Raw genomic sequence first — 26,042 nt, 5'->3', positions numbered from 1 at the left:
TTCGCCAAGCCGGCAATTATACTACGGTCTTTCTTTTCCGATAATTTTATTTATTTTTATTTTAATGACGGCGACTTTTCTATTATTTTTAGATTTATGATTTTCGACCATTTCTAAAAAATTCTTCCGATTGTTCAAGCACGGAGGTCGAGAAAAAATAGAAATCCCAATGGATGTCCTGTTTAAAGACGGATTGTGCGTATTATACGACAAAATTTGATTTTCCGTAAGATTTTACATTCATTTTTAATTTTTATATAATATAATTATACACAGATATTGTTGCATATTTGTATAAAATATGTAAAAATGATATTATGAATTTTGAATAGGACGAGTCTAAAAGCAACGCAAATAAAAGTAAACAAGGCATTGATTTTGAAACCGCAAAAAATATATTTTTAGATGAAAACCGTGTTGAAATTATAGCCCCGTATCCCATAGAAAATAGATTTATTAACACAGGAAAACTTAAGGGAAAATTATGGACCGTCATTTTTACAATCAGAGGAGATGCTATAAGAATTATTTCCGCAAGACGTTCAAGAAAAAAAGATGTAAAACTATATGAAGAAAAATATTTTAGCTAAAACCACAGAAGAATTCGACCGCCGTTTCGACGAAGGAGAAGACATTACCGACCTTATCGACATTTCTAAGTCCGCTATAACACGCGGAGGCAAAAAAGTCCGCCTTACAATAGATGTATCGGCATCTTTAGTTCAAGAAATAGACGATATAAGAATGAAAATAGGCGTAGATAGGGGTGCATTAGTCAAAATATGGCTTTACGAAAGAGTTAAACAGGAAAAAGGTGTTCAGTAATATTTGCGTAAAATTAAAAGCGGGGCAGGTTTGATTTTTTAGGACGGCAGAGCGGCGCCCGAAATAATGAGTTCGATAGCTTTCTAAATCTGCTTAGGCTCAGGCGGGCATCCAGGCATAAAACAATCTACTTCCGCGACTTGCAAAAGCATCCTGAGAGCATCGTAAAACCGTGGAGTTTCGAGCCTGCCTTCCGCAACATCCGACTCCGGAACCGGCAAAACACCGAGAAGATTGTCTATCGTAGGATTATCGAGATAAATTTGACTTTAACTGGACAGCCTTCGGACTTGGATTTTTCTTTTAACCCTTTTTAATAATATGCTTATTGATGCTTATTGTTATTAATTATATCAATTCTTTTGGATTATATCATATTTTCAAATATTATATAAAATTATGATATAATTATAATAATTTAAGGTAAATCGTATAAATATTTTTTATTAATATTAATATTAGTATAATGAAAACTTTTTTTTCTTTAACATTTCAGGAATTAAGTGCATATAATCCATTCGGCTATAAATTTCATCCTAAGCCTGAGCAAATAGAAATTTTAGAAACTGAAGCTAAAAATGTTGCCAAAGAAATAGCAAACGGGTTAAGAAAAAATTTTAACGCAAAAAAGGTCGTTTTATTTGGTTCGTTAGCCACCATGGAATTTATCGAAGGTTCGGATATTGATATAGCGGTGCGGGGAATTCCCTATGATGATTTTTTTAAGGCGGTAACCTTTGCCTCAGGATTTAGTAAAAAATTTAAAGTGGATTTAGTAGACGCCAAAGACGCCTCCGATAGTTTATTAGACAGCATAAAACGGGACGGTATTGAGATATGAATAAAAAAGCCGCAGTTATAGCCGGACGTTTAAATTCCGAATTAATCGAATTAAACAGGGTAGCCGATAGAATTTTAAAAGAATGGGACAAAGCAAAAACCAGTGGTGATGAATACTACATAGACGCTGTTGCTTTTAATATTCATAGTTTTTATACCGGATTAGAAAGAATATTTCAAAAAATAGCGTCCGGTATCGATGAATCGATGCCGGCAGGATCAAATTGGCATCATGAGTTATTATGCAGATGGCATCCGAAATTCCAGGTGTTAGACCGCCTGTAATTTCAGAGGAAACTAAAAATATTCTGGAAGATTATCTCGGTTTTAGACATATTGTGCTGAATATTTATTCTTATAAAATTCATCCCGAAAAGATAGAAATTCTGGTAAAAAAGCTGCCGAATGCCTTAACGAAAATAAATAACGAAATAGAAGCAGTATCGATATACTTGCAAAATCTAAAAATTTCTGCAAATAATAACGGTGAGTAATTTTCATTTTTAGATATTAATAAAACGGCTGACGGCGGAACTATCGAAGCAAATGAAGGAATAGAAGAGGCTTGACGATGAAATAAAACACAATTAGCTAAAATAGAATAGAGCTGAATTTGGAATAAGAATTTATAGAAAATATTAAAAATGAAATAGTACGTAAACGATTATTGCTTGAGCATGAAAGTGTGCTTATTCGAGAATAAACAAATAAATAATGCGCCGTTACGTTTTCTAAAATACGCTGTAATTAGCTGCCTGCACAATTTCCTTTAATTCATTAATTCTTACGACAGCCGCCCCTCTCAATGGAAAATGCATGACATAGAATTTTGTTTCTCCGATAGATTTTTTTTGCCAGCCAAATGTAAAATCTTTTGAATTTATATATTTTTCATAAGTTATTTTGCCGATAAAACAGACTATTTTAGGCTTCTGCTCTCTTATTATTGCACAAATCTTTTTACGACCGGGCAATTCTTCGCCAGTGTGAATTTCAGAAACATCACGGGTAGGTCTGTCAATAATATTTACTAACCCCAATTTATAGAATTTATTAAACTTAGTTTTATAAAATAATCTTAATGAGTTGTCCTCTCTTAGTTCATTTCTTTTTTCCCTGATAATTCCGGCATCGGAAAGAAGATACCAGAACATTTTATTATTAGAAAACGGTACGCCTTTATCGTATGACCCAAAATGGGGATTGATGCCTACGAAAAGTATTTGCGATTTTTTGTATTGATAACGAATCATATTTCAGTCGAAGGATATATAAACTATCCGTTTCGTATTTTCAAAAAAGGCGTCAGCCCATGTTCTTTCGGAAGCATGCGGTTAATTATATAAAATACAGTTAGTCAATTGTTTAACGGATACTATTTCTTTATTATTATATATTATGTATTATACTTTTTCTTATTTTTATTCTTTTTATATTTTCCCATTTCGAAAAAATTTATTGTATGCTCTTGAAAATTTTTAAAATTGAGATATACTCAAAGTAAAGAGCGAAAAAAACAGCGTGTTGTATTAAATTATTATGAACGTGGAAAGTTGATACTGTTGTAAGTTGTATTAAGTTGTATAAATTTTTATTTATATTGCGGTGTTTAAATTACATTTATTGGAGGTGTTTTTGTCATGGCAAACATTTCATTGTGGGATCCTGTGTACAGTATGAAAAATGATGTTGAAAAGATGTTCTCTGAGTTTATGCCTTCAAGCATGAAGAGATTTTGGGGTATGAACCCCGGAATAGGGGAGCCGGCGGTTGATGTCATTGAAAAGGATGATTCGATTGTCGTGAAAGCTTCTATTCCAGGCGTCAATAAGGAAGATGTCAAACTTGAAGTGCATGAAAATGTTCTGATTATAAAAGGGGAGCATAAAGAAGAAAAAGAAGAGAAAAAAGAAGATTATTATAGGAAGGAGATCCAATTCGGGTCTTTTTACAGAAGTGTTGAGCTGCCGTCGGATGTAGAAAGCGAATCTGCAGAGGCTGTTTTGAAGGACGGCATCTTAGAGGTTGCTTTAAAGAAAGTTAAACCGGCTAAGCCGATTAAAATTGAGATAAAATAAGTTTATTATTTTATCAAGTTTTGGGTGTGTTGTCAGGTTAGTTGAGTACTGTTATCTGTTGCGTTAAATTGCAGCAGTTATGTGGAGTTTTTGGCTGCTGAAGACCTTTTTTACTGCTTAATTATAAGCATATTAAGCTTATTTAGCGTTGATAGCGTTTATTCAAGCTTTTAAAAGTCAAGGTCTGAAGCAGCCATTTTATTATCATGATTTATTTTGCAGAAATATTTGTCCTGATTTTTCAGAATTTATATTTGCAGAAATATTTTTCAAATTTTTCAAAATCCATTCCGAAGTAGCATTTTTTTTATTTTATCATGATTTATTTCTGCCAGAATATTCTTCCAAATTCAAGCGGTACTATAACGTCTTTATGGTAAGGTATTACCCTTAGCGTATAATTGTCCGACGTAATTTCGGAGGTGACTTGGGCTTCATAGATAAAACCGTTAATAGCTCCGGGTATGCTTTTAGTTATTTTCATGTCTGTAATGTTGGGTTTTCCGTTCAGTATAGTATATAGTTGAACTTTTATTGCCTCCGGTTCTATTATGCCGAGCCATATCATGCATTTTACGTTATATACGGAGTTATTCGATTCGAAAGACGGATTGGCAAAATGTATTCCGTCCCAATTTTTATTTAATTTATTTTTCCAATTTACTATTTCAAGGGCAATTTGCCCATTATTTGCGTTGCGGTTTTCATAATTTTCCGACATAGGTATATATGCTTTTTCAATGTATTCTTTCATCATTCTGTAAGTAGAAAAAGCAGGGGTTAATGTTGTCATACTCTGTTTAATTTTTTGTACCCATGCTACCGGAATACCGTCTTTATCTCTATTGAAAAACTCAGGTATTATATCGTTCTCAAGCAAATTATAAAGAGATTGTGCGTCCTGTCTGTCATCATTAAAATATTGAACTTTGTCAGATTTATTTCCTATTGCCCAGCCTACGTTTTCGTTATATGCTTCACCCCACCAGCCGTCTAAGATAGAACAATTAAGACCTCCGTTGGATAAAATCTTCATTCCGCTGGTACCGCTTGCCTCTAATGGTCTTTCCATGCAATTTAGCCAGATGTCAATTCCGCCGGTAAGTTTTTGCGCGATATCCATATCGTAATCTAGCAAGAAGAATACTTTGTCGTTTAATTCCGGGTCAGATGCAAATTCAATCCATTCTTTAATGTATTCTTTCCCTTTCATATCGCTTGGGTGTGCTTTACCGCCTATCAGTATTCTGACAGGGTAGTTAGGATTGGTTAAAATCTTTTTTAATCTGTTCTTATCGTTAAGAAGCAAATTTAATCTTTTATATTCCGTGAATCTGCGGGCAAGCCCGATATATAACGCATTAGGGTCAAGGAAAACAGCTCTTTGCGTCAAATTGCAGCATACCTGCATTTTATTCATATGTTTTTGAATCTCATTAATCATGTAAAGCCTGTTTTTCATTTCAAAATCCCATATGTCCGAATCAGAAACTTTTAAAGCAAATTTAGAATTTTCATATGAAAATTTTTCGTGTTCAGGCAGCCCGTCGCAATATTTCATCCAAAATTTATCGGATTCTTCAGAAATCCACGTCGGCGTATGCACACCGTTTGTAATATACTCAACGGGAATTTCTTCCAGCGGCCATCTGTCAAACAAATGGGAAAATAAATCTTTGCTGACATCCTGATGTATTTTGCTTACAGCATTTACAAAGTTGCTTCCCCTTATTGCTAAATACGCCATATTAAAAGGTTCGTCTAAATTTTTGCCTGGTGTTTTTTGTCCGAGGTTGACAAAATCTTCAACGCTTATATTGCATCTTGTAATATAATGCGATAAATAATGTCTTATGAGCGAAGGGTCAAACAGGTCAAACCCGGCGGCAATAGGAGTATGAGTCGTAAATATATTTCCGGCTCTTGTTGAAGTCAAAGCTTCATAAAAATTGCCGCAATTATTACTTATCATCCAGTCGTAAATCCTTTCCAGTACTACGAAGGCAGCATGACCTTCATTCATATGGCACAGATTAAAGTCTATTTTTAAACTTTTTAAAAGTTTAAAGCCGCCTATGCCGAGTATCATTTCCTGAATCAGTCTAATTTCCTTACCGGCTTCGTATAAATCTCCGGTTATACCTCTGTCTATCGGTAAATTAACAGGGTCGTTTGAATCTAAAAAAAACAGTTGAGTATTGCCTATTTTGGCAAACCACACTCTGAGGGTTATCACTCTTTCAGGAAGAGTAATAGTAATTCTAAGCCATTCGCCGGATTTGTCCCTTAACGGTGCAATCGGCAAAGAATGAGGATCATTATAAGGGTATACTTCGTTTTGCATCCCCGTACTGTCAACAATCTGATGAAAATAGCCCTTTTGATATAATAATCCTACTCCGATTACAGGAACACCCAAATCCTCAGCCGTTTTAAGATAATCTCCTGCCAGAATTCCAAGTCCACCTGCATATAAAGGCAAAGACTCGTCTATTCCGAATTCCATGCTGAAATACGCAATATTTTTAATTTTTGTATCGGGATAATTTTTTGCAAACCAGGTGGAAGAGGAGTCGAAATTCTTCCATTCTTCTCTGATATTATTAAGATTAGTTATAAATGTTTTATCTTTGGCAAGATTGTTTAAATGGTCTAACGAAACTGTCTGTATTATAAGATACGGATTATGGGTCAGTTCCCAGAGGTATGGGTCAAGGGTCTTAAAAAGTTCATCGGCTTTATGATTATATGTCCATCTGAGGTCGAAAGATAATTCAGCTAAAAATTCTAATCCTGAAGGCAATATCCTCGTAGAAAAATGTTGAAGCATTCGGTTTCTCCATAAAATTAAACAAAAATTAATAAATTAATTAATGTTTCTATTATTTTATTAATAATTATATATAAAGATAAATTTATAAAATCGCGGCAGCTGCAATAAGTCAATAAACCTATAAATTAATAAATCTCGAAAAAAACTTAACGCTTTATTGAGCTGCCGTATCGTATTTTTATTCTATTATACTTATTATAGAATAACCGATAATCTTAAATAATTCAATATGTATTTATTTTATAATTCTATTTTATAATAAAAAATTAGAATAAAAAATCAATTTTATCAGTTAAATAATAAAATTTAAATAGTAAAATTAAAATCTTAATCATGCAATAGAAAATATTTATGCATTTTTTTGCTCGGTTAAGCAGAATTTAAGGAAAAGGTGGTAAAAGGTGTCAGATTTTATTTTTTTGTTAGGAAAAGGTGTCAGACACCTATAAATTATAAAATTGCGGCAGCTGCAATAAGTCAATAATATCGGAAAAGGTGTCAGACACCTTTTCCGTAATAACTTTCTATTGCAGGATTAAGGTTAAAAAATAGAAATAGAAATAGAAATATAAATGAAATAAATAAATAAATAAAATTACAGCCTAAATTATTTCAAAATAATTAAAGAAAAATGAGATTTCAAATTTTGCTGATTCAGATGAATCAGACCCATGAACTATATTTCTTTCAATGCTTTCGGCGTACATTTTTCTGATTGTACCTTCCGCTGCATCTGCAGGGTTAGTCGCGCCCATAATCTCACGATTTTTCAAAATAGCATTTTCTCTGAATAAAACCATAGGAACTATAGGACCTTCCGTCATAAAATCGACTAAACTTTTAAAAAAAGGTCTTTCTTTATGCACATAGTAAAAACTTTCTGCGTCTTTTTTTGTAAGTATTGTTTTTTTTATTGCCTTAATTTCAAATCCATTATTTTCAAACAACTGAATAATGCTGCCGGTTATATTTTTTGCTACACCGTCGGGTTTAATTATTGATAAAGTTTGTTCAAGCATTTACTCTCCGAATTTTATAAATTTTTTTATTTTTTAATTTTTCTTTGCTTCGCTTCCCAATCTAAAACCAATTTCCAGCGCTTTTTTATTATAATCTTCAAATCCTTTAGGCACTCTTTTCATAAGTGCTTTTTCAATGGAATCTTTAGATACGATACCTGATATTTCGACCAGAGCACCGAGAGCTATAACATTAAGCCCCAACAGTTTACCAAGCTCTTCCCTCGCCGATTTTTCCATATCTAAAACGTAAAGTTTACCTTTCGCTTTTGAAAAGTCGGTCACGAGTTCCTTATCCGTTATTATTGTGCCCGTATCTTTTAAATCTCCGGAATATTTAGAAAATGAGACCTGTGTTAATGCAACCATATAATCTATCGAAATTGCTTTAGGATAAGCAATAGGTCCGGTAGATATCAGAACTTCCGACTTAGATGCGCCCCCTCTGGCTTCAGGACCGTAATTCTGAGTTTGAACGGCATTTTTATCTTCATAAATTGCTGCGGCTTCGGCTAAAATTATTCCTGCCAGTATTAATCCCTGTCCTCCCGAACCGGCAAATCTTATTTCAGTTATATTATCCATTTGCCTTCTCCTTATTATTGTTTAAGTAATGCTAATTTTTTATAATTTTCTTCAGCAAATTCTAAAGAGTCTTTTTTTTCATAGATAAGACCTGTTTTAAATCTTCCCGTGAGTTCTTCCGCCGTCATATTTTGAGCAGACCTGTTCGGAACGGCTTTTTCTTTTTGATATTTAACCATTTCAACCGGAGACTTCATTTTGTTTCTTCTTCCGTATGATATATGACAGTTAGTTATAACGTCCAGTACGGAAAAACCCTTATGAGTCATAGCGTCTGCTATAAGTTTTTCAAGCTGAACGGCATGATAGGAAGTCGATCTTGCAACCCATGTAGCGCCGGCTGCTTTTGCAAGTTCGCATGTGTCGAAAGGCGGTTCGACGCTTCCGTAAGGAGTAGTAGTAGCATAAGATCCGTAAGGCTGAGTAGGAGAAGCCTGTCCGCCTGTCATCCCATAAGTATAATTATTAAATACAATAAGAGTTATATCTATGTTCCTTCTTGCGGCATGGATAAAATGATTTCCGCCTATTGCAAGTGCGTCCCCGTCGCCTGAAATGGTAATAACCTTTAATCTCGGTTTGTACATTTTCATTCCGATTGCAAATGTCAGGGCTCTTCCATGCGTTGTATGAATAGTATTAAAATCAACATACCCAGGAAGCCTTGAAGCGCAGCCGATCCCCGATGTTATAACTATGTCGTCTTTCTTATACTGAAGCCCGTCTATGGCTCTTAAAAGAGATTTTAGTATTATTCCGTCTCCGCATCCTGGGCACCATATATGAGGAAGAGTGTTTTTTCTTAAATATTTATCGTAATCAAATTTTGTCTTAGTTTTAGGCATATTAACCTCCTTAACAATAAATTGAATAAAATTAAAAATGAATAAAATGACTTATATTTATTAAATATAACAGTATAGATTTAAATAAAAAAATTGTTATAAAGTACAAGCAAACACACACATACGTGCGTATATATTATAAAGTTTACAAATTAAATAGCCTCTATAAATATATATTAATTAACAGATATTACTGCAAGATATTATTGCAGCAATATCTGTTTTAATTTGTCGGCTCCGTTCATTACATCATTTCTTTAATTTTTAAATATATTCTATCGGGCGTTATAGGTTCCCCGCTGACAATATTAAGTCCTTTTACGGTATTATTACAAGCTGCTCTCTGGACTTCCAATATTATCTGTCCCATATTCATTTCGGGAACAAGTATTTTTTTTATTTTTTTAGATAATTCTTTAATTCTTTCTTCCGGAAACGGCCATATTGTTATCGGTCTGAATAATCCGGCTTTTATACCCGCTGCTCTTGCAATAGACAAAGCTGCTTTTGCGGAACGCGCAACCGAACCGTAGGCCACTATTAATATATCTGCGTCTTCGGTCATGGTTTCTTCATATTTTTCAATATCTTTTACGTTATTATAAATCTTATTTATAAGCCAATTCTGCTCATTTTCCAACACTTCGACTTTTGCCGAAGGAAAACCTGTTTCATCGTGACTAAGTCCTGTTACATGAAAGCGGTAGCCTTCCCCCATGGGAGCTAAAGGCGTAACTTTGCCGCTGGTATAATTGTAAGGTTTATATTCTGAGGGCGGCACGTCCGGCAATTTTATATCAATTATCTCTAAAGTATCTTTTTCAGGCACTACTACCTTTTCTCTCATATGTCCGATAATCTCGTCGGTTAGTATCAATACGGGCGTTCTGTATTTAACGGCAAGATTAAAAGCTCTTATAGTTTCATAAAAAGATTCATTAACGCTTGAAGGTGTGATGGCTATAATAGCATGGTCCCCGTGAGTTCCCCATTTTGCCTGCATAATATCCGCCTGAGAAGGCAGCGTGGGATTGCCTGTAGAAGGTCCTCCCCTCATAACATTAACTATTACGCACGGAATTTCACACATAGAGGCATAGCCTATATGTTCCGATTTTAAAGACATACCAGGTCCGGAGGTAGCCGTTAGAGCTTTTGCTCCTCCGAGCGCAGCTCCCAGAACAGCTCCCAACGCTGCTATTTCATCTTCCATCTGAATTACTATGTGTCCTTTTTTAGTAAGTCTTGCCGATAATATTTCTGAAACTTCGGATGAAGGAGTTATAGGATATCCCGCAAAGAAATCACATCCTGCAATCATAGCTCCTTCGGCGATTGCTTCATTGCCCTGCATTAATTTAATATTTTCGCTCATAATTTGTTTCCTCCTATTCTACAGATATGGAAAAATCCGGACAAAGATACTCACAGATGTTACACTTTGTACATCTGGAAATATTTATCACTTCCGCAGTTTCTTTATTCATGACTAGAACTTCTTCTGGGCAGAAAGCGACGCACAATTCGCATCCCTTGCAATAGTTAACTACTATATCTATCTGGACCCTTTCTTTTTTACCCATACCGGTGTATTGTTTGATTGTTAGTTTACTTTCAGGTTTAACGGTAATTTCAATTGAGTCGCAAGACTTATAGTTGGGAATAGTTGCATCTGCGGATTGATTTAACTTTAAGTTATTGGGGTTATTGTTAGTGTTATGTTGATTGTCCTGATTAGGCATACATGCCTCCTTAAATTAATAAATTAATTAAATAAATTTATTTTAATGCTTTTTTAATGCCTTTATCATTGTTTCAGCGATAACAGACGGATTTTCGGCGATATGAATCCTGTTTTTTTTCATTATTTTCAATTTTTCCGAAGCAGTTCCTTTTCCTCCAGAAATTATTGCGCCCGCATGCCCCATTCTTTTCCCTTCAGGGGCGGTTTTTCCTGCAATAAATCCGACGACAGGCTTTTTCATATAATTTTTTACATATTCGGAAGCTTCTTCCTCCTGCGTTCCGCCTATTTCTCCAATTAAAACTACGCCTTCAGTCTCAGGATCGTTTTCGAACATTTTTAAAAAGGTTAAGAAAGAAGAACCTATTATAGGGTCTCCGCCTATGCCTATACAGGTGGTTTCTCCCAAACCTGCCTCCGTTAATTGATTAACGGCTTCATATGTTAAAGTTCCGCTTCGCGATAATACTGCAATTTTACCCTTTTTGTGAATGAACCCGGGCATAATTCCGATTTTACACTCATCCGCAGTTATTATTCCCGGGCAATTAGGACCTATCATAATTGAATTTGAACCTCTCAATGCAGATTTAACATTCATCATATCTAGAGTAGGTATGCCTTCGGTTATGCACACAATAAGCGGAATTTCCGACTCTATCGCCTCAATTACGCTTGAAGATGCGAATACCGCCGGAACAAAAATAACAGTCGCATCGATTTTAATATTAGACTTAGCTTCCGCAACAGTATTAAATACCGGAATTGAATCGTTGAATAACGAACCGCCTTTAAAGGGGGTTACGCCCGCTGCGATTTTTGTGCCATATTCCAAACATTTCAAAGTATGAAAGGAACCTTCTTTGCCGGTAACACCCTGAACGAGAACCGACGTTTCTTTATTAATCAGAATACTCATAAATTTTATACCTTGCCTTATAATAATAATTTATTTAAATTAGGTGCATACGCCATTTTATTAAAAAATTAATAACAGACACTGCTTATATAATTTATATTTATATCATGTTAATAGTATTAATATTAAATAAGTTAGTAAAAATAAGTTAGTAATTTAGTGACGGATATCATTTATATTAATTATTAATTATATCGTGGTGCCGTATAATTAGATTTTAACCGTTTACAATTTTTGATACTTTCCGCGCTCCGTCGGCTAAAGAGTTTCCCACAATAAAATTCAAGCCTGAAGTTTCTAAAAGCTCAGATGCTTTGTCGGCATTTGTACCTTCAAGCCTTATGACGACCGGCAGTTTTAATCCTATATTTTTTGCGGCTGTAATTACACCGTCCGCTACCATATCGCATTTTACTATGCCGCCGAAAATATTAATAAAAATAGCTTTTACGTTTTTATCGGATAATAAAATATTAAAGGCTGTTTCAACTCTTTTGCTGTCAGCCGTGCCCCCCACGTCAAGAAAGTTTGCAGGCGCTGCGCCAAATTCTTTTATAGTATCCATAGTGGCCATGGCAAGTCCGGCTCCGTTTACCATGCAGCCTACGTTTCCGTCAAGTCTTATATAATTAAGACCCACGCTTTTAGCTTTAGTTTCAAGCGGGTCTTCTTCATCTTCGTCAATGAAGTCGTTATAATATGGATGCCTGAATGAAGCGTTATCATCAAGGGCAATTTTTGCGTCAAGCGGTATCAAATTGCCGCCGCCCGTTATAATAAGCGGATTAATTTCAAGCATTGACATATCTTCCGCCAAAAAGGCGTTATATAATAAAGTGACAAAATTAGTAAATTCGTTATAAATAGATTTATCCAGACCTAAAAATAAAAACATTTTTAACGCGTGATAAGATTTAACGCCGTTAGAAGGATTTATTAATACCGTAAGAATTTTTTCAGGCGATTTTTTTGATATTTCTTCAATCTCCATTCCACCTTCTGCACTGACGACAAACGCAATATCAGAAGTTCTTCTGTCGATAGTTACAGATAAATATAGTTCTTTTTTAATATCTGCACCTTCTTCCACAAGCACTTTATGCACTACTTTACCGTCTTTACCTGTTTGAGCGGTTATAAGCGTCATTCCCAGCATTTGTTCCGTTATATTTTTTGCCTCATCCGGTGTCCTGGCTATTTTGACGCCGCCCGCTTTGCCTCTGCCGCCTGCATGTACCTGAGCTTTTACGACAACAACCGGAGTATTTAAGCTGATTGCCGCATTATAAGCTTCGTCGCCGCTATGGCACAAAGTTGAGCGTAAAATTTTGACATTATTTTTTGTAAGCAGTTCTTTTGCCTGATATTCATGTATATCCATTAGATTAACCCTTATTAATATTAAAAGTATTTATATTTATGTAAAAACCTTCATAATAATAATACATAACTACTTAAACTTGCCTGCAAATTTTAATTTGCCTTCGTTGTACAGATCTCCTCCAAAAATATCATTTACGACTATTGCCGGAAAGTCTTCAACGGTCAGCTCCCTTACAGCTTCGGAAAGCAGTTCCTCATAGGCAATAACCCTGGAAGATTTAATGGATTTAGCTATCAAAGCTCCCGCCCCGCCAATTGCGCCAAAATATACGGCTTTATACTTTTTTATAGCGTTTCTAACTTCTTCCGAACGCTTACCTTTGCCAATCATTCCTTTAAGTCCATGCTCCATGAGAGTTGGAGCGTATTTATCCATGCGGTAGCTTGTAGTGGGACCTGCCGAACCTATAACTTCACCCGGTTTAGCCGGTGAAGGACCGACATAATAAATAATTTGACCTTCAATATTAAACGGCAGCGGCATGTTTTCTGCAATCAGCAATGTAAGTCTTCTGTGCGCTTCATCTCTGGCTGTATAAATAGTGCCGCTTATTAATACTTCATCGCCTGTTCTAAGCTTAGCAATTGTATCTTCGCTTAAAGGAGTTGTTATTTTTTTAAATTCCATTTTTATTTTTTTTATTTTTTAATTATTTTTTTAATAGTTATAACTATAATAACAATAATTGCATTGTAATATTTATTAGAATATATTTTCTATTTAGTTTCTATTAGTTAATATAAGTTAGGTTTAAATATACATAATATTGCTGAATTTGCATTTATTTATATATTTATTATATTTATGATTATAATTATAAAACGACAGACCCATGTCTGTGGGAATGACATTCAATATTGATAGCTACGGGCATACTTGCGATATGGCACGGCTCTTTAATTATATGCACCGCTAAGGCTGTGCAGACGCCGCCGAATCCCATTGGTCCAGTGCCTATATTGTTGATTTTATTATATATGGTTTGTTCAATTTGTGCAAGTTCTTTATCCGGATTAATTGTTCCGATATTTCTGAAAAGCGCTTTTTTAGCTATAATAGCCGATCTTTCAAAATTTCCGCCTATTCCAATGCCGATGATATTAGGCGGACATGGATTAGGTCCGGCTATTTCCATTGTTTCAACGGCAAAATCAATAATTCCTTGAATTCCGTCAGACGGCTTCATCATTTTTATTCTACTCATATTCTCACTGCCGCCGCCTTTGGCAGCGTAAGATATTTTTAGTTTATCGCCGCCGGTAAATTCATAATGTATTATAGCAGGTGTATTGTCGCCCAGATTTTTTCTTGTCAGAGGATCGCATGTTGATTTTCTCAAATAGCCTTTTTCATAACCTTTTCTTGTTCCTTCATTGATGCCTTCGGTTATGGTTCCGCCTTCTATGGCGACATCATTGCCTATTTCTACAAAGAAAACGGCTAGCCCTGTATCCTGGCACAAAGGCCTGTCTTCATTTTTTGCTATTTCTGCATTTTTAATTATTTTATTTAAAACGCTTTTCCCCGATTCAGAAATTTCAATATCTAATGAATTATTCAGACTTTTAATAACATCTTCGGAAAGATTGGATGCAGCGTGTGTTATTAAATCTATAACAGCGTTTGAAATTTGGTCAAGTTTAATTATTTTCATAATAATAATATCCCTTAAGAATCAATGTTCTTATTATTTTACACATTTAAAAAATAATTTCAAGAAAAAAATAAATAAAAGAATAATTTTTTATTTACGAGCAAATTATTATAAATTAATCGGCGTTATAAAATATCTTCCGATGCAAATATAAATGCCTTTTGCTATAATTTATTTTCATTAAATTACGATATGTGATACAATATGCGACAATCGTAATACGTACTAAGTACTAAATTATAATTAATATAACAACATAATGCAAAAACACAGAATCCGACTACATTATATAATTATAACGGAAAAATATTAATTAAAAAATAGATACTAACTGGAGAAACTCATTATGGGGCTTAAAATAGGTTTTATCGGAGCAGGGAATATGGCATTCGGTTTAATAAAGGGGATAATTAATAATAAAAATACCAACGATACAGGCATAGCAATATACGATCCGTCATTAGAAAGGCGGGAATTCATGAAAAGTAATTTTGACATTGCAATTCTAAACAGCGTAGGCGAGATAATCGAAAATTCAGACATTATTTTTATAGCAGTAAAACCTAATGTAGTCGCAGATGTCTTAAGCATTGCAGCAGATACTATTCTGCATATGTTTCATGAGATTTTCGGCAGCAGCGGCAATGATAATATTAACAAAGCAGATACGATAAATATATCGGATAATAATGCAAATGATGCAAATTTCACAAACAACGGCCATAATGCAGGCGTTGAGGCTCACGATAAAAATTCTGTTAATTCTTCTTCTGACGGTAAAATTAAAGATCTTATTTTTGTGTCAATAGCAGGCGGTGTGAAGATTGAAGCTATCGACAGATTATTTTATGAAAAATTCCGCGGCAAATATAATCCTAAAATTATTAGAATTATGCCGAATATAAATTCACTCGCCGGAAAAGGTATGAGCGCCGTTTGTTATAATAATGCCGTGAAGGAAGAGGATTACAATAAAGTAAAAAACATTCTTGAAATGTCTTCAAAGGTTCTGACCATTGAGGAAAAATATTTTGATGCGGTTACCGCCGTCAGCGGAAGCGGTCCGGCTTATTTATTTTTAATTGCCGAAGGTTTTATTGAAGCTGCCGTCAAATTGGGACTGCCTCGAAACACGGCATCTATTTTAGCCGTACAAACGATACTAGGTTCAGGAGAGCTTTTGAGTTCTGAAGAATTTAGCAAATACTCCACTAAAGACCTTAAGGATCTAGTAACCTCTCCCGGAGGCACTACCGCATACGGTTTAAGCAAACTGGAAGAGGGGAGAATTAAATATGTTATAGATTCCGCCGTTAATGCCGCTTATTTGCGCTCTAAAGAACTTGGAAATTAGCAATCAATAATCAAAGCAATAATATTTATTTGCATAAAAATTTTGTGAAAATATTTTTAAAATGATTAAACCGTGCATAATTTTAGCGTCGTCTTCGCCCCGTCGCTCAGATATTTTAAAAGAATATAAAATTGATTTTATAGCGGCAGAACATAAAATTATCAATGAGCCGGAATACTCAGGCGATATTGAACCTTTTGAATTTGCGGAAAATCTTGCCCTTGATAAAGCGAAAAGTATTGAAAACCGGTATCCCGACTGTTTTATCATAGGTTCGGACACTGTCGTCATATTTGATGATTTAAGCGATACTATAGCCCATTATTCATCGGCATCGTCAGCGTCGTCTTGTCTGCCGCCGTTTTCTTCTACCGTAAATTTACCTTTATTATCATCTGCTGCTTCTGACACATTGCCTCAGAGAGCTAATCGCGGCTTATCTTTAGGCAAACCGAAAGATGCCGTCTCTGCTTTTAATATGCTCAGTATGCTTTCCGGCAATGCTCACAATGTTTACACCGGCGTAGCGCTGATTAATAAAAATATGCGGCTTTACGAATCTGCATATGATAAGACGGAAGTTAAAATAAAAAAATTATCCGATGAAGAAATATACGGCTACATACGTGAAAGTAAGCCTTTCGATAAAGCAGGAGCGTACGGCATTCAGGATTCACAAAACATAGTGGAATCATATTCTGGGTCATATAAAAACGCAGAGGGCTTGTGTATAGAAAAATTAATCCCTCTGCTTAAAAGATATAACTTAATATAATTTTTAGCGCAATATAGCCCTATGTAATAATTAATAGCAGTATCGTTTTATTATTTTTGTTTTTCCTTAAGCATTTCTATGGCTTTTTTTAGACTTATTTCCATTCTGCTGAATGATTTTGCCAATTTTCCTATCTCATCATTTCTTGTGTGCGGAATTTCCTGTTTAAAATCGCCTTTCGATATATTATCTGCAGCTTTTGATAATTTTATCGTAGGATTGATGATCGCATTTTTAATTATTATGTAAAGAACTATAATAATTAAAACAATAGAAATTAGAGCTATAATTATGGAATATTTAATAAAATATGACTGTGCAGCGTCTAATGCTTTTAAAGAATAGATAATTTTTATTCCGCCCAATACACTGCCGCTGACCGCATCCCTATGGCAAACTAAGCAATTAATCCCTCTTGAATCCGTTTTTGCAACAAAAGGAATGCCGACCATTAAATATGCATGACGGTTATTATATATTTCTTTTGTTATAGGGATTGGAGAAGCAAGGATTTCTCTGTCAAAATTTGAATTCGGTTCTTCTTCTTTAAGACCCGGACCAAATTTTTTATCAAACTCTTCATTTACAAGATTGCCGCGTATAACCTGAAAACCTTTTATTCCTTTGATTCGTTTATATATTTTTATCAGCGTTCTTCTGTACGATTTATTTTGTATGGTATGAGTCAGCATCATCGTATTAAGAGTAGAAAGAGCGGTTTTTGCCGTAACCTCCGCATCATGTTTTGTTAATGAGATAGTGAGCTGCTTTTGAAGATTGAATGAAATGTAAGAAATTAAAATAATCGGTATTAAAATTAATACAACAAGAGGAACGATGATTTTTGTTTTGATAGAAACATCTCTTATCCAGCTAAACATTTCAGCCTCCAGATAGATAATAATAGAATGATAGAATTAAGTTGGTTTTTAATATTTTAATATTATTGCATAAATGACTATATTATATAATATATTAATGTGCCGTGCATAATAATATAGCAATAATAATGCAATATAACAATAACAATACTATAAGTAAATATTATAATTATAATTATAATATAAATAATTATAAATAATAACTACTCTGTTTTCGGTAATTTCCATGTCGTATAATTACAGGTAGGATAATTTGAACATCCGTAGAACCTTTTTCCTGTTTTTGTTTTTTTTATAGCAAGATAGCCTCCGCACCCGTTTGGGCAGGGTATATTAGATTTCAGAGGCACAGGTTTTGTATTTTTGCATTCGGGATAACCGCTGCACGCCAGAAATTTTCCGAATCTGCCTGATTTAAGCACCATAGGTTTTCCGCATTTTTCGCAAAGTACCGCCGGTTCGTCTGCCTGATACATATGACCCGAATTCTCATCGTTTTGGGAACCGTCGGCAGTGCTTAGATTCTGTGCTCCTGCTATATTACTTTCAGTACTTGAGGAAAGCTCTCTTGTATTTTTGCATTCGGGATAACCGCTGCACGCCAAAAATTTTCCGAATCTGCCGAATTTTACGACCATAGGTTTCCCGCATTTATCGCAGACTATATCTGTTGGAATAGACGTGCCTTTTATACTTGCAATATCTTTTCCCGCAACCGCTAGTCTTTCAATAAGTTTATCGTAAAATCCTTTTAGCAGGGTATTTTTATCCAAAGTCCCGTTTTCTATTTCATCAAGCTTATTTTCCATATTTGCAGTGAATTTAATATCTAAAATATCTGGGAAGCCTTCTTTCAGAATATCAGATACGACAATCCCAAGCTCTGTCGGTTTAAATTTAGCTACGGAACTTGTTTCGGTTTCCGTTTCAACATAATCTTTATTTTTAATATTTGATATAATCGTCTGATAAGTAGACGGTCTTCCTACGCCATTTTCATCTAATGCTTTAACGAGAGAGGCTTCGGTATATCTGGACGGAGGCGCCGTGAAGTGCTGCGCAAGATTTAAATCTTGGATGAAAGCAGGGTCGTTTTCTTTTAATACCTCGAATATTTTTGAAATATATTTTGAATCCTGTTCTTTATAGCCGGTTTTATTATTTTTGTTTTCAGACTTTTTATTATTATATGTGCTATTTGCAGAGTTGTCCGTATTTAAATTTGATTCCTCGCCTGAATCAGAGTCTGAGTTTTCCTGGTAATGTTCATGCAGTTTATTAAGGACTTTTAAATATCCTTCAAATTTAAGTACGCTTTCCGCAGTTTTAAATAGATATTCATTTTCATCCGCACCTTTGCCGCTTATTACTATGGAATACTGGTCATAAATGCTCTGGGACATCTGCGAAGCGACAAAATACGTCCATATGAGTTTATAAAGTTTGTACTCATCGGCAGATAAATAATTTTTTATTTTTTCAGGCGTCAAAAAAACATTTGAAGGTCTTATTGCTTCGTGAGCATCCTGAATTTTTTTTGTTTTTTGTTTTTTTGAAACAACCGCCGCCCCGTTTTTTGCAAAGTCTTTCCCGAATTCTTTAACAATAAAATCATTTGCGGCTTTGGCAGCGACATCTGATATTCTTGTAGAATCTGTTCTCATATAAGTTATAAGGCCTGTAAGTCCCAACTTGCCCTTTCCAATATTATCCACTTTTCCCAGTTCAATTCCTTCATAAAGTTTCTGTGCGATATTCATTGTTTTTTTAACGGAAAACCTAATGGTTTTAAAAGCTTCCTGCTGCATAGTACTTGTAATTAAAGGCACAGGAGAATTTCTTTTGACGGATTTTCTGCCTATACTGTTAATTTTATATTCAGTTATGCTTAATAGTAAATTTTTAATATCTTCAGCTTCTTCCGCATTTTTTATTTCAGGGTCTTTGCTATTTATTTTTGCAAGTTCTGAGGTGATAGTAAATGAGTTGCCCGCGCTGTTTCTGATTAAAAAAACAGCCGAAAGCGTCCAGTATTCTTCTTTGACAAAATTATTAATTTCCTTTTCCCTTTCAACTATTAAATATAGTGTAACCGATTGAACCCTTCCGGCCGAAAGTCCTCTGCCGACTTTTTTCCATAAAAAAGGGCTTAAATTATAGCCGACTAATCTATCCAATATTCTTCTGGCTTTCTGGGATTCAAACATGAATTCATTGAGTTCTGTCGGATTTTTAATTGCCTCGTTAACGGCGTCTTTTGTTATTTCATTAAAGAGAACTCTTTTAACGGCAGGTTTTTTACCTTTTATGGTGTCTATAATTTCTTTTACATTCCATGCTATAGCTTCTCCTTCTCTATCGGGGTCGGCGGCAAGGAAAACAGTATCTGCGGCTTTAGCATATTTTTTTATTTCTTCCGCAGTCTTTTCCTTGCCTTTTATAATTTCGTAAAAAGGTTCAAATCCATGTTCAATATCGACGCCTATTTTACTTTTAGGCAAATCTTTTATATGCCCCATCGTGGCCTTGACAGAATAATTGTCGCCGAGGTACTTATTTATTGTATTGGCTTTTGATGGAGATTCCACTATAACTAAATTTTTCATATTTTTTTTATTACCCCTGAGATTTCTCTTTTTATAACGCCTTTAATTTCCATTAAAGAAATTGATTGAAGAATAATTTTTTTAATTTTATTTATTTTATTATCTGGATTTATCTGCTGAACAATCTTTGTTAGATTATTAATTATATCGTCAACCGTTATTGTTATTCCGGTGTTGCCGCTTATTTTACCGCCATGCTCCAGAAAATGTAATATTTCTTTTTCAATACACTGCAGCTCATATATATATTTATTTGCCCCGTTGATTTTTTTCTCATCGCTTTTACCCGCATATATTATATCCGTGTCTGTCTCGGAATGTTTTATGCTGTCCGCATTATCCGCATTATCCGCATAAGCAGTATCGTTTTTTAAGTTTGAGATATCTGTTTTTTTGCCCGCTGAAGCAATTTTATTATTTTCAATAAACTTTTCTATGATATTAACATTTTTATTTGATTTTTCAAATTTTTTAATAAGATTATTTAAAGAACTGTTTTTTGATAAATATAGCACAACCATTTCCGATGCTAAATTTGATATTAGATTATTTCTGCAAGTATAACAATACTTAAAATTTGTTTCAAAAGGATTTATAGCAGAAATAGCCGAAAACTCTGAGTATTGCGGATAATTTTCTAAAAAATAGATCATTGGATAATGAGGCGCTAAGATAATTTTATTTTTATGATTGAAAATCTTAGCATAATTTTTTATCAGAGCGTTTTCTGCCTCACTTGCGGTTCCTATAAGATATAAAATATCTATAAGTTGCGTTTTAAACGGTGCTTTTGTATTTTCATCCGTATTCTGATTTTTGTCTGATTCGTAAGAGGTTATGAGGCTATTTAAACGGTCTATTGAGCCGCTGTTAAATTTGAATATACCGGCGTTTTTATATCTTGAAGATGTAATAAATACAAATTTACCGTTATATGTTTTACCGTTATATATTTTTTCACGTATAAAACGTATAAAATTGATATTTAAATATAGAGATAAGTCCGATGATGTTTTTTTATTATTTTTATCAATGTTTTCCTGTTTATCTGCATTATAATAATATAAAAACATCGGTATCGTATTATTATTGCTTATATTTAAAAAACGCACAATATTTAATTTATCTAATATATTAATTTCATTTTCGGCAATATTTTTTAATCCGTCAAAATCGTTTTTATTAATTTTAAATGTTTCCGCCGCCTCAGTTTTTAGAATTTCTGCAATTCTGGTTATATCGCCGCAATTATTACCTGATGATATGTATGAGCCGATAATTTTTTGAAATATTTTTTTTATATCGCTTTTTTGGACATTTTTAAGCTGTGAAAAAATTCTGCGGTAAGAATAGAACAAATTAATTAAATTATTATCGGAATAAATATCTCCGATCGTGCCGATTATTTGATTTTTCATATTGTTTCTTTTTGTTTCTTTAAATATTTTTAATTATATGATAAAATTATTAGAATAAATATTATATATCAAACAATGAATGATGATATAATTTGTTTTGAATGATATTATGATTGTTGTATAAATATTTGCGCAGCAAAATTTATAATTTATTAATGTTTAAATAGGCTGCTGAAGTTTTTTGATTTATTTATAACATTATTATATGATAATTTTAGTGTACGAAATAATTTTTGCCAGTTTTTAATATGACAATATAACTTATAATTATAATATAAAAATATATAATAACTATAATATAACAATATAGCACGCATATTAATTTTTTTTAATGAAATATTTCAATAGCAGTTTAAGCAGTTTAAAATGCAGTTTTATCCGCGGTAATAAGAATAATAATAATAATAAAGTGTTATCTTTAATTATTATTGTGCTTGCAGGCGTTTTTTTAACTCTCGCAACCGGTTTTAATAATTTTGGCATATGCTACGGCTACGGCGCAGATTTATTGAACAATGCAGGCGGCGCAGACAAAAAAATAGACAAAGTAGATGATGCTAATATCGTAAATACTGCAAAGAAAACCGATAATAAAAATCGGAAAATTAAAGAAGTTAAAAATGATCCGACCGATATCGCCGTTGTGGTGCCGACAACAGGCAGATATAAATATTTCGGAAAACAATTTTTAAACGGGATTTTCTTTTCAGTACAGAAACATAAGAAAGCGGATGTTAAATTTATCGTTATAAGTCTTCCTGCCGGCGCAGGAAACGGTTCTATTAAAAATTTATTTAAAAGCATTGCCCAAAAAAATATCAGTGCTGTTATCGGTCCCTTGTTTGCCGGACAACTCAAATATTTTTCAGAATATTCTTCGGTATATAAAATTCCTGTTTTTACACCTGCTCCGTTAAATTTTTCAAAGTACAGGTCTCCATATATATTTCACTATGGAATGACGGTAAAAAACGAGGTATTAAACGATCTGCAGTATGCAAAAAACCGAGGGATTACCAAAATATCGGCTATATATCCCGATAACGCATACGGCAGAAAAACGATTCAATATGTAAATACAATAGGCAGCAAATTGGGAATAAAAGTTGTTGACGAAACAGCATACGGAAACAGAAGAGTTGATTTCTTTTATAACTTTACCTCTCTCGTCAGATTTCAGGACATGGGACAGGGACATATGACAAAAGCGGAAGAAGCGCAATTAGGTGTAACGCCGTATGATCTTATGCACGGCATTACAAAAGCAAAACCGTATATTCCGTTTAAGGGTCTTTTTATAATCGGATCTATCGGAAAATTAAAATTAATATTGACGCAGCTTGCATATTATAATATTACCGGAATTAAACTTTTTGGATTAAGTCAAGTTGACAATAAAACATTCTTGAATAAGTACGGTTTTTATATGCAGGGCATAGTTTATCCAAACGGTTTTTTTTCGAATAGCAGGAATCAATTAGTTAAAAATTTTGTAAAATCTTATAAAAACTACTATAATGAAAAGCCGAACATATTGTCTGCAGAAGGATATGACATGGGAAGTATCATAATAAGATCGGCTGCAATGACGCATAACGGCGGCAATGCTTACGATAAAGGACTGAACAGCAGCATGCAGATTAACGGCGGCGTTCATAGCGCTGCAGCTATAAACAGAAAATCGTTGTACCGCAATCTGCTAAATATCAAATCTTTTAAAGGCGTATGCGGTATCAGTCATATTAAAGGCAGAGATTTTGTAAAAGGGCTCTACCTCTTTCAACTGAAGAATAACAAAATATATATAATAAAAAGCCCTTTCTAATCCCATTAATTTATAAATAAAGATAACTTTATATTCACATTATATTATGTGGCAGGAAGATTTTAATTATGAGTAGCAGAAGTAAAAATGATACAAAAAACGAAACTGAAAACAAAAAAATAAAAAAAAAGAAAAGTCTGTTTAAAATAATTATAATTACAGTATCGGTAATTATAGTAGTGCCTATAGCAATAGTAGCTATATTGTATTTTTCGCTTGCCTCTACGGTTCCCAATATTACATCCCTTAGAGATTATCATCCCCAGCAGGTTAATTATGTATATTCGTCAACGGGCAAACTCGTTGGATATCTTGGCCCTGTCAACAGGGAAGTAGTGCCTTTTTCTGATATACCGGTTCAGGTAAGAGAAGCTTTTTTAGCCGCTGAAGATAAAAATTTTTATAATCAAGGACCTATTGATTTTAAAGCAATTTTAAGGGCTTTTATCGTAAATTTGATGGCTGGGCATATTGTGGAAGGCGGTTCTACAATAACTCAGCAGGTTGCTAAAACAATACTTGTTCCATATCAAAGAACTTATATATGGAAATTAAGGGAGGCCATACTTGCATACCGCATAGCCGACCATTTATCAAAAAATGACATCTTAGATATATATTTAAACCAGATTTATCTGGGAAACGGTTCCTACGGAATAGAAGCGGCATCCTTGAGCTATTTCGGCAAACCGGTCTGGAAACTTAATCTGGCTGAAGCCGCTATGCTTGGCGGATTGCCGCAGGCGCCGTCATTTCTTGATCCTTTTATTCATTTTAAAGACATGAAGAGGCGGCAAAAATATGTTTTGAATCAGATGTATAAGGACGGTTTTATAACCAAACAGCAGGCTATCCAGGCATATAATACGCCTATTGTATTAAACGACTATTTTAAATACGCCGGAGTAGCTCCATATTATGTTGCTTTAATAAAACAGCTGATAATTTCAAGATATGGTAAACAGATATATAAAGAAGGCGGATTAAAAATTTATTCTGCTTTAAGCGCCAGAGCTCAGGAGTATGCCGATAAATCGGTAAAATCGCATCTAAAGATTTTATCCCATGAATACGGTTATACCGGTCCGCTGAAAATCCTTTCTTATTCACAGATGAAAAGCGCTATCAGAATGGACAGAAACAATATAAAAAGTCTTTATAAGGACTATACCTATAAAGCTTTTGTGACCGGAATCTCAAAAAATGGACAGGCAGCTTATATATCAGTGGGGAAATATAACGGTATTATTCCTGTAAGCAATATGAGATGGGCAACTAAATTTCAGCGTTATGTTTATTTTGCCTATAGACGAATAAATAATGCAGGGCAAGCGTTGAAGCCCGGGTATGAAATTCTGGCAAAATTTGACGGTTTTAACAGAAATCATACCCCTGTATTTTCACTTGAAGAAAAAGACGTAATAGAAGGGGCATTGATATCGATAGAACCGAAGAACGGTTATGTAAGAGCTATGGTTGGCGGATATAGCTATAAAGATACTGAATTTAACCGTGCTTTGTATTCTAAAAGGCAGACCGGTTCGGCATTTAAACCTTTTGTTTATGCCGAAGCCTTAACGCTGGGATATACGCCGTCTTCAATTATCAACAATACGCCTGTAATTTATCCGACAGGCGTTCCCGGAAAATACTATAAACCGCATAATTTTTCAAGAAGATTTACGGGACCGACAACCCTTTTGATTGGGCTGGCTCATTCTATAGATGTTATTGCGGTTAAGCTTTTAGATAAAGTCGGCGTCAATAAAGTCGTAGCGCTTGCCAATAGAATGGGACTGCATCACCTTGTGCATAATCTGACGATGGCATTGGGTTCATCAAGCGTGAGGCTCGTAGATTTAGCCGACGGATATACTGCATTTGCTAACAGCGGCACTGAGTGCAAACCTGTTTTTATAGTAAAAATATTAACGCCCCAGGGTAAAATATTATATTATAAAAAGCCTGAATGCAAACAGGTGTTGTCGCCTCAGGTTTCTTTTGTGCTGACAAATATGCTTGAACGTGTTATTACAAACGGAACAGGTGTTACGATATCTAAAATAAGAAGCATTACTCCGTATGTAGCAGGTAAAACAGGCTCTTCTAGTCAATATAGAGACGGAGTGTTTGTCGGCTATACATCTTCCCTTGTGACGGCCGTATGGACGGGACTGGATGATTTTCATTCTATGGGCAGATTTATGGTAGGGGCTATAACGGCGGCTCCGATATGGTATGGATATATGTCAAAAGCATTAATGATTTTTAAGCCCAAACCGTTTAAGATACCTTCGGGGATTGTTTTTGCAGAAATAAACCCTCATACCGGACTGCTTGCCGATTCAAGCTTTCAGGACCCCGTTTTAATGCCTTATATTGCAGGAACTGAACCGAAATCGACGGCAAAAACGGAGAAGATATCAAACCCCCAGTCTTTTTTTGAGATGCCTTAAT

Annotated in this window: 24 protein-coding genes and 1 pseudogene; 10 read left to right on the top strand and 15 right to left on the bottom strand. The window is 34.3% G+C overall.

Annotated features, from left to right (window positions below; all coding sequences use genetic code 11):
* Positions 1-21: 21 nt before the first annotated feature.
* Positions 22-213, bottom strand: coding sequence for a hypothetical protein (locus EVJ46_02530; protein RZD17125.1), 192 nt, complete (start codon positions 211-213; stop codon positions 22-24).
* A gap of 104 nt (positions 214-317) precedes the next feature.
* Between EVJ46_02530 and EVJ46_02525 the strand changes: the two are divergent.
* The 5 genes and pseudogenes from EVJ46_02525 (at position 318) to EVJ46_02505 (ending at position 2,159) form a co-directional block, all read left to right on the top strand.
* Positions 318-590 (top strand): annotated as a pseudogene (locus tag EVJ46_02525) (BrnT family toxin).
* The gene (locus EVJ46_02520; GenBank protein ID RZD17124.1) at positions 568-825 is read left to right on the top strand and encodes a CopG family transcriptional regulator; all 258 of its coding nucleotides are present in this window, start codon (positions 568-570) and stop codon (positions 823-825) included. Before EVJ46_02525 ends, EVJ46_02520 begins: the two are co-directional and overlap by 23 nt.
* A gap of 466 nt (positions 826-1,291) precedes the next feature.
* Positions 1,292-1,666, top strand: coding sequence for a nucleotidyltransferase domain-containing protein (locus EVJ46_02515; protein ID RZD17123.1), 375 nt, complete (start codon positions 1,292-1,294; stop codon positions 1,664-1,666).
* Positions 1,663-1,950: a hypothetical protein gene (locus EVJ46_02510; protein RZD17122.1), complete on the top strand. Its 288-nt coding sequence runs from the start codon at positions 1,663-1,665 to the stop codon at positions 1,948-1,950. Before EVJ46_02515 ends, EVJ46_02510 begins: the two co-directional genes overlap by 4 nt.
* Entirely contained in the window at positions 1,914-2,159 is a 246-nt protein-coding gene (locus EVJ46_02505; protein RZD17121.1) for a hypothetical protein, read from the top strand. Before EVJ46_02510 ends, EVJ46_02505 begins: the two co-directional genes overlap by 37 nt.
* Before the next feature lie 237 nt (positions 2,160-2,396).
* Here EVJ46_02505 and EVJ46_02500 read toward each other — a convergent pair whose 3' ends face one another.
* Entirely contained in the window at positions 2,397-2,918 is a 522-nt protein-coding gene (locus EVJ46_02500; protein RZD17120.1) for a hypothetical protein, read from the bottom strand.
* A gap of 387 nt (positions 2,919-3,305) precedes the next feature.
* Here EVJ46_02500 and EVJ46_02495 point away from each other — a divergent pair, with 387 nt between their 5' ends.
* On the top strand, positions 3,306-3,743 hold the full coding sequence (locus EVJ46_02495) for an Hsp20/alpha crystallin family protein (protein RZD17119.1): 438 nt from the start codon (positions 3,306-3,308) through the stop codon (positions 3,741-3,743).
* Positions 3,744-4,065: 322 nt separating this feature from the next.
* On the opposite strand, the gene glgP is transcribed toward EVJ46_02495, so the two are convergent.
* The 10 genes from glgP to EVJ46_02445 all read right to left on the bottom strand — a co-directional run bounded on the left by glgP (position 4,066) and on the right by EVJ46_02445 (position 14,726).
* On the bottom strand, positions 4,066-6,573 hold the full coding sequence (gene glgP / locus EVJ46_02490) for an alpha-glucan family phosphorylase (protein ID RZD17118.1): 2,508 nt from the start codon (positions 6,571-6,573) through the stop codon (positions 4,066-4,068).
* A gap of 605 nt (positions 6,574-7,178) precedes the next feature.
* Positions 7,179-7,595 carry a nucleoside-diphosphate kinase gene (locus tag EVJ46_02485; GenBank protein ID RZD17117.1) on the bottom strand — a complete coding sequence of 139 codons (417 nt, stop codon included), beginning with the start codon at positions 7,593-7,595 and terminating at the stop codon, positions 7,179-7,181.
* Positions 7,596-7,628: 33 nt separating this feature from the next.
* Positions 7,629-8,180: a 2-oxoacid:ferredoxin oxidoreductase subunit gamma gene (locus EVJ46_02480; GenBank protein RZD17116.1), complete on the bottom strand. Its 552-nt coding sequence runs from the start codon at positions 8,178-8,180 to the stop codon at positions 7,629-7,631.
* Between the two features lie 14 nt (positions 8,181-8,194).
* The gene (locus EVJ46_02475) at positions 8,195-9,025 is read right to left on the bottom strand and encodes a 2-oxoacid:ferredoxin oxidoreductase subunit beta (GenBank protein RZD17115.1); all 831 of its coding nucleotides are present in this window, start codon (positions 9,023-9,025) and stop codon (positions 8,195-8,197) included.
* A gap of 244 nt (positions 9,026-9,269) precedes the next feature.
* Positions 9,270-10,400: a 2-oxoacid:acceptor oxidoreductase subunit alpha gene (locus EVJ46_02470; protein ID RZD17114.1), complete on the bottom strand. Its 1,131-nt coding sequence runs from the start codon at positions 10,398-10,400 to the stop codon at positions 9,270-9,272.
* Between the two features lie 13 nt (positions 10,401-10,413).
* Complete coding sequence (locus EVJ46_02465; GenBank protein ID RZD17450.1) at positions 10,414-10,608, bottom strand: 4Fe-4S dicluster domain-containing protein; 195 nt, start codon at positions 10,606-10,608, stop codon at positions 10,414-10,416.
* 201 nt (positions 10,609-10,809) lie between these two features.
* Positions 10,810-11,688 (bottom strand): succinate--CoA ligase subunit alpha, encoded by an 879-nt coding sequence (gene sucD, locus EVJ46_02460; protein RZD17113.1) that lies wholly within the window; start codon positions 11,686-11,688, stop codon positions 10,810-10,812.
* 217 nt (positions 11,689-11,905) lie between these two features.
* Positions 11,906-13,069 carry an ADP-forming succinate--CoA ligase subunit beta gene (locus EVJ46_02455; protein RZD17112.1) on the bottom strand — a complete coding sequence of 388 codons (1,164 nt, stop codon included), beginning with the start codon at positions 13,067-13,069 and terminating at the stop codon, positions 11,906-11,908.
* 69 nt (positions 13,070-13,138) lie between these two features.
* Entirely contained in the window at positions 13,139-13,699 is a 561-nt protein-coding gene (locus tag EVJ46_02450; protein ID RZD17111.1) for a Fe-S-containing hydro-lyase, read from the bottom strand.
* Between the two features lie 187 nt (positions 13,700-13,886).
* Positions 13,887-14,726 (bottom strand): fumarate hydratase, encoded by an 840-nt coding sequence (locus EVJ46_02445; protein ID RZD17110.1) that lies wholly within the window; start codon positions 14,724-14,726, stop codon positions 13,887-13,889.
* Between the two features lie 346 nt (positions 14,727-15,072).
* Between EVJ46_02445 and EVJ46_02440 the strand changes: the two genes are divergently transcribed.
* A complete protein-coding gene (locus EVJ46_02440) occupies positions 15,073-16,080 on the top strand; it encodes a pyrroline-5-carboxylate reductase (protein RZD17109.1) in 1,008 nt (335 codons plus the stop codon).
* A gap of 61 nt (positions 16,081-16,141) precedes the next feature.
* On the top strand, positions 16,142-16,855 hold the full coding sequence (locus EVJ46_02435; protein ID RZD17108.1) for a Maf-like protein: 714 nt from the start codon (positions 16,142-16,144) through the stop codon (positions 16,853-16,855).
* A gap of 50 nt (positions 16,856-16,905) precedes the next feature.
* Here the strand turns inward: EVJ46_02435 and EVJ46_02430 are convergent, their stop codons facing one another.
* The 3 genes from EVJ46_02430 to EVJ46_02420 form a co-directional block, all read right to left on the bottom strand.
* Positions 16,906-17,736, bottom strand: a complete 831-nt coding sequence (locus EVJ46_02430) for a HAMP domain-containing protein (protein ID RZD17107.1) — start codon at positions 17,734-17,736, stop codon at positions 16,906-16,908.
* A gap of 203 nt (positions 17,737-17,939) precedes the next feature.
* Positions 17,940-20,342 carry a type I DNA topoisomerase gene (gene topA, locus EVJ46_02425; protein RZD17106.1) on the bottom strand — a complete coding sequence of 801 codons (2,403 nt, stop codon included), beginning with the start codon at positions 20,340-20,342 and terminating at the stop codon, positions 17,940-17,942.
* Entirely contained in the window at positions 20,339-21,760 is a 1,422-nt protein-coding gene (locus EVJ46_02420; protein ID RZD17105.1) for a hypothetical protein, read from the bottom strand. Before EVJ46_02420 ends, topA begins: the two co-directional genes overlap by 4 nt.
* Before the next feature lie 331 nt (positions 21,761-22,091).
* On the opposite strand from EVJ46_02420, the gene EVJ46_02415 reads away from it, so the two are divergent.
* Both EVJ46_02415 and EVJ46_02410 read left to right on the top strand, forming a co-directional pair.
* On the top strand, positions 22,092-23,585 hold the full coding sequence (locus EVJ46_02415; GenBank protein ID RZD17104.1) for a hypothetical protein: 1,494 nt from the start codon (positions 22,092-22,094) through the stop codon (positions 23,583-23,585).
* 68 nt (positions 23,586-23,653) lie between these two features.
* Positions 23,654-26,041: a PBP1A family penicillin-binding protein gene (locus EVJ46_02410; protein ID RZD17103.1), complete on the top strand. Its 2,388-nt coding sequence runs from the start codon at positions 23,654-23,656 to the stop codon at positions 26,039-26,041.
* The last annotated feature ends 1 nt before the right edge of the window (position 26,042 follow it).

Origin of the sequence: Candidatus Acididesulfobacter guangdongensis, from assembly GCA_004195045.1 — a bacterium.
Classification (GTDB): Bacteria; SZUA-79; SZUA-79; order Acidulodesulfobacterales; family Acidulodesulfobacteraceae; genus Acididesulfobacter; species Acididesulfobacter guangdongensis.
Note: the sequence above shows the minus strand (reverse complement) of the source record. Positions and strands in the feature narration are given on the sequence as shown.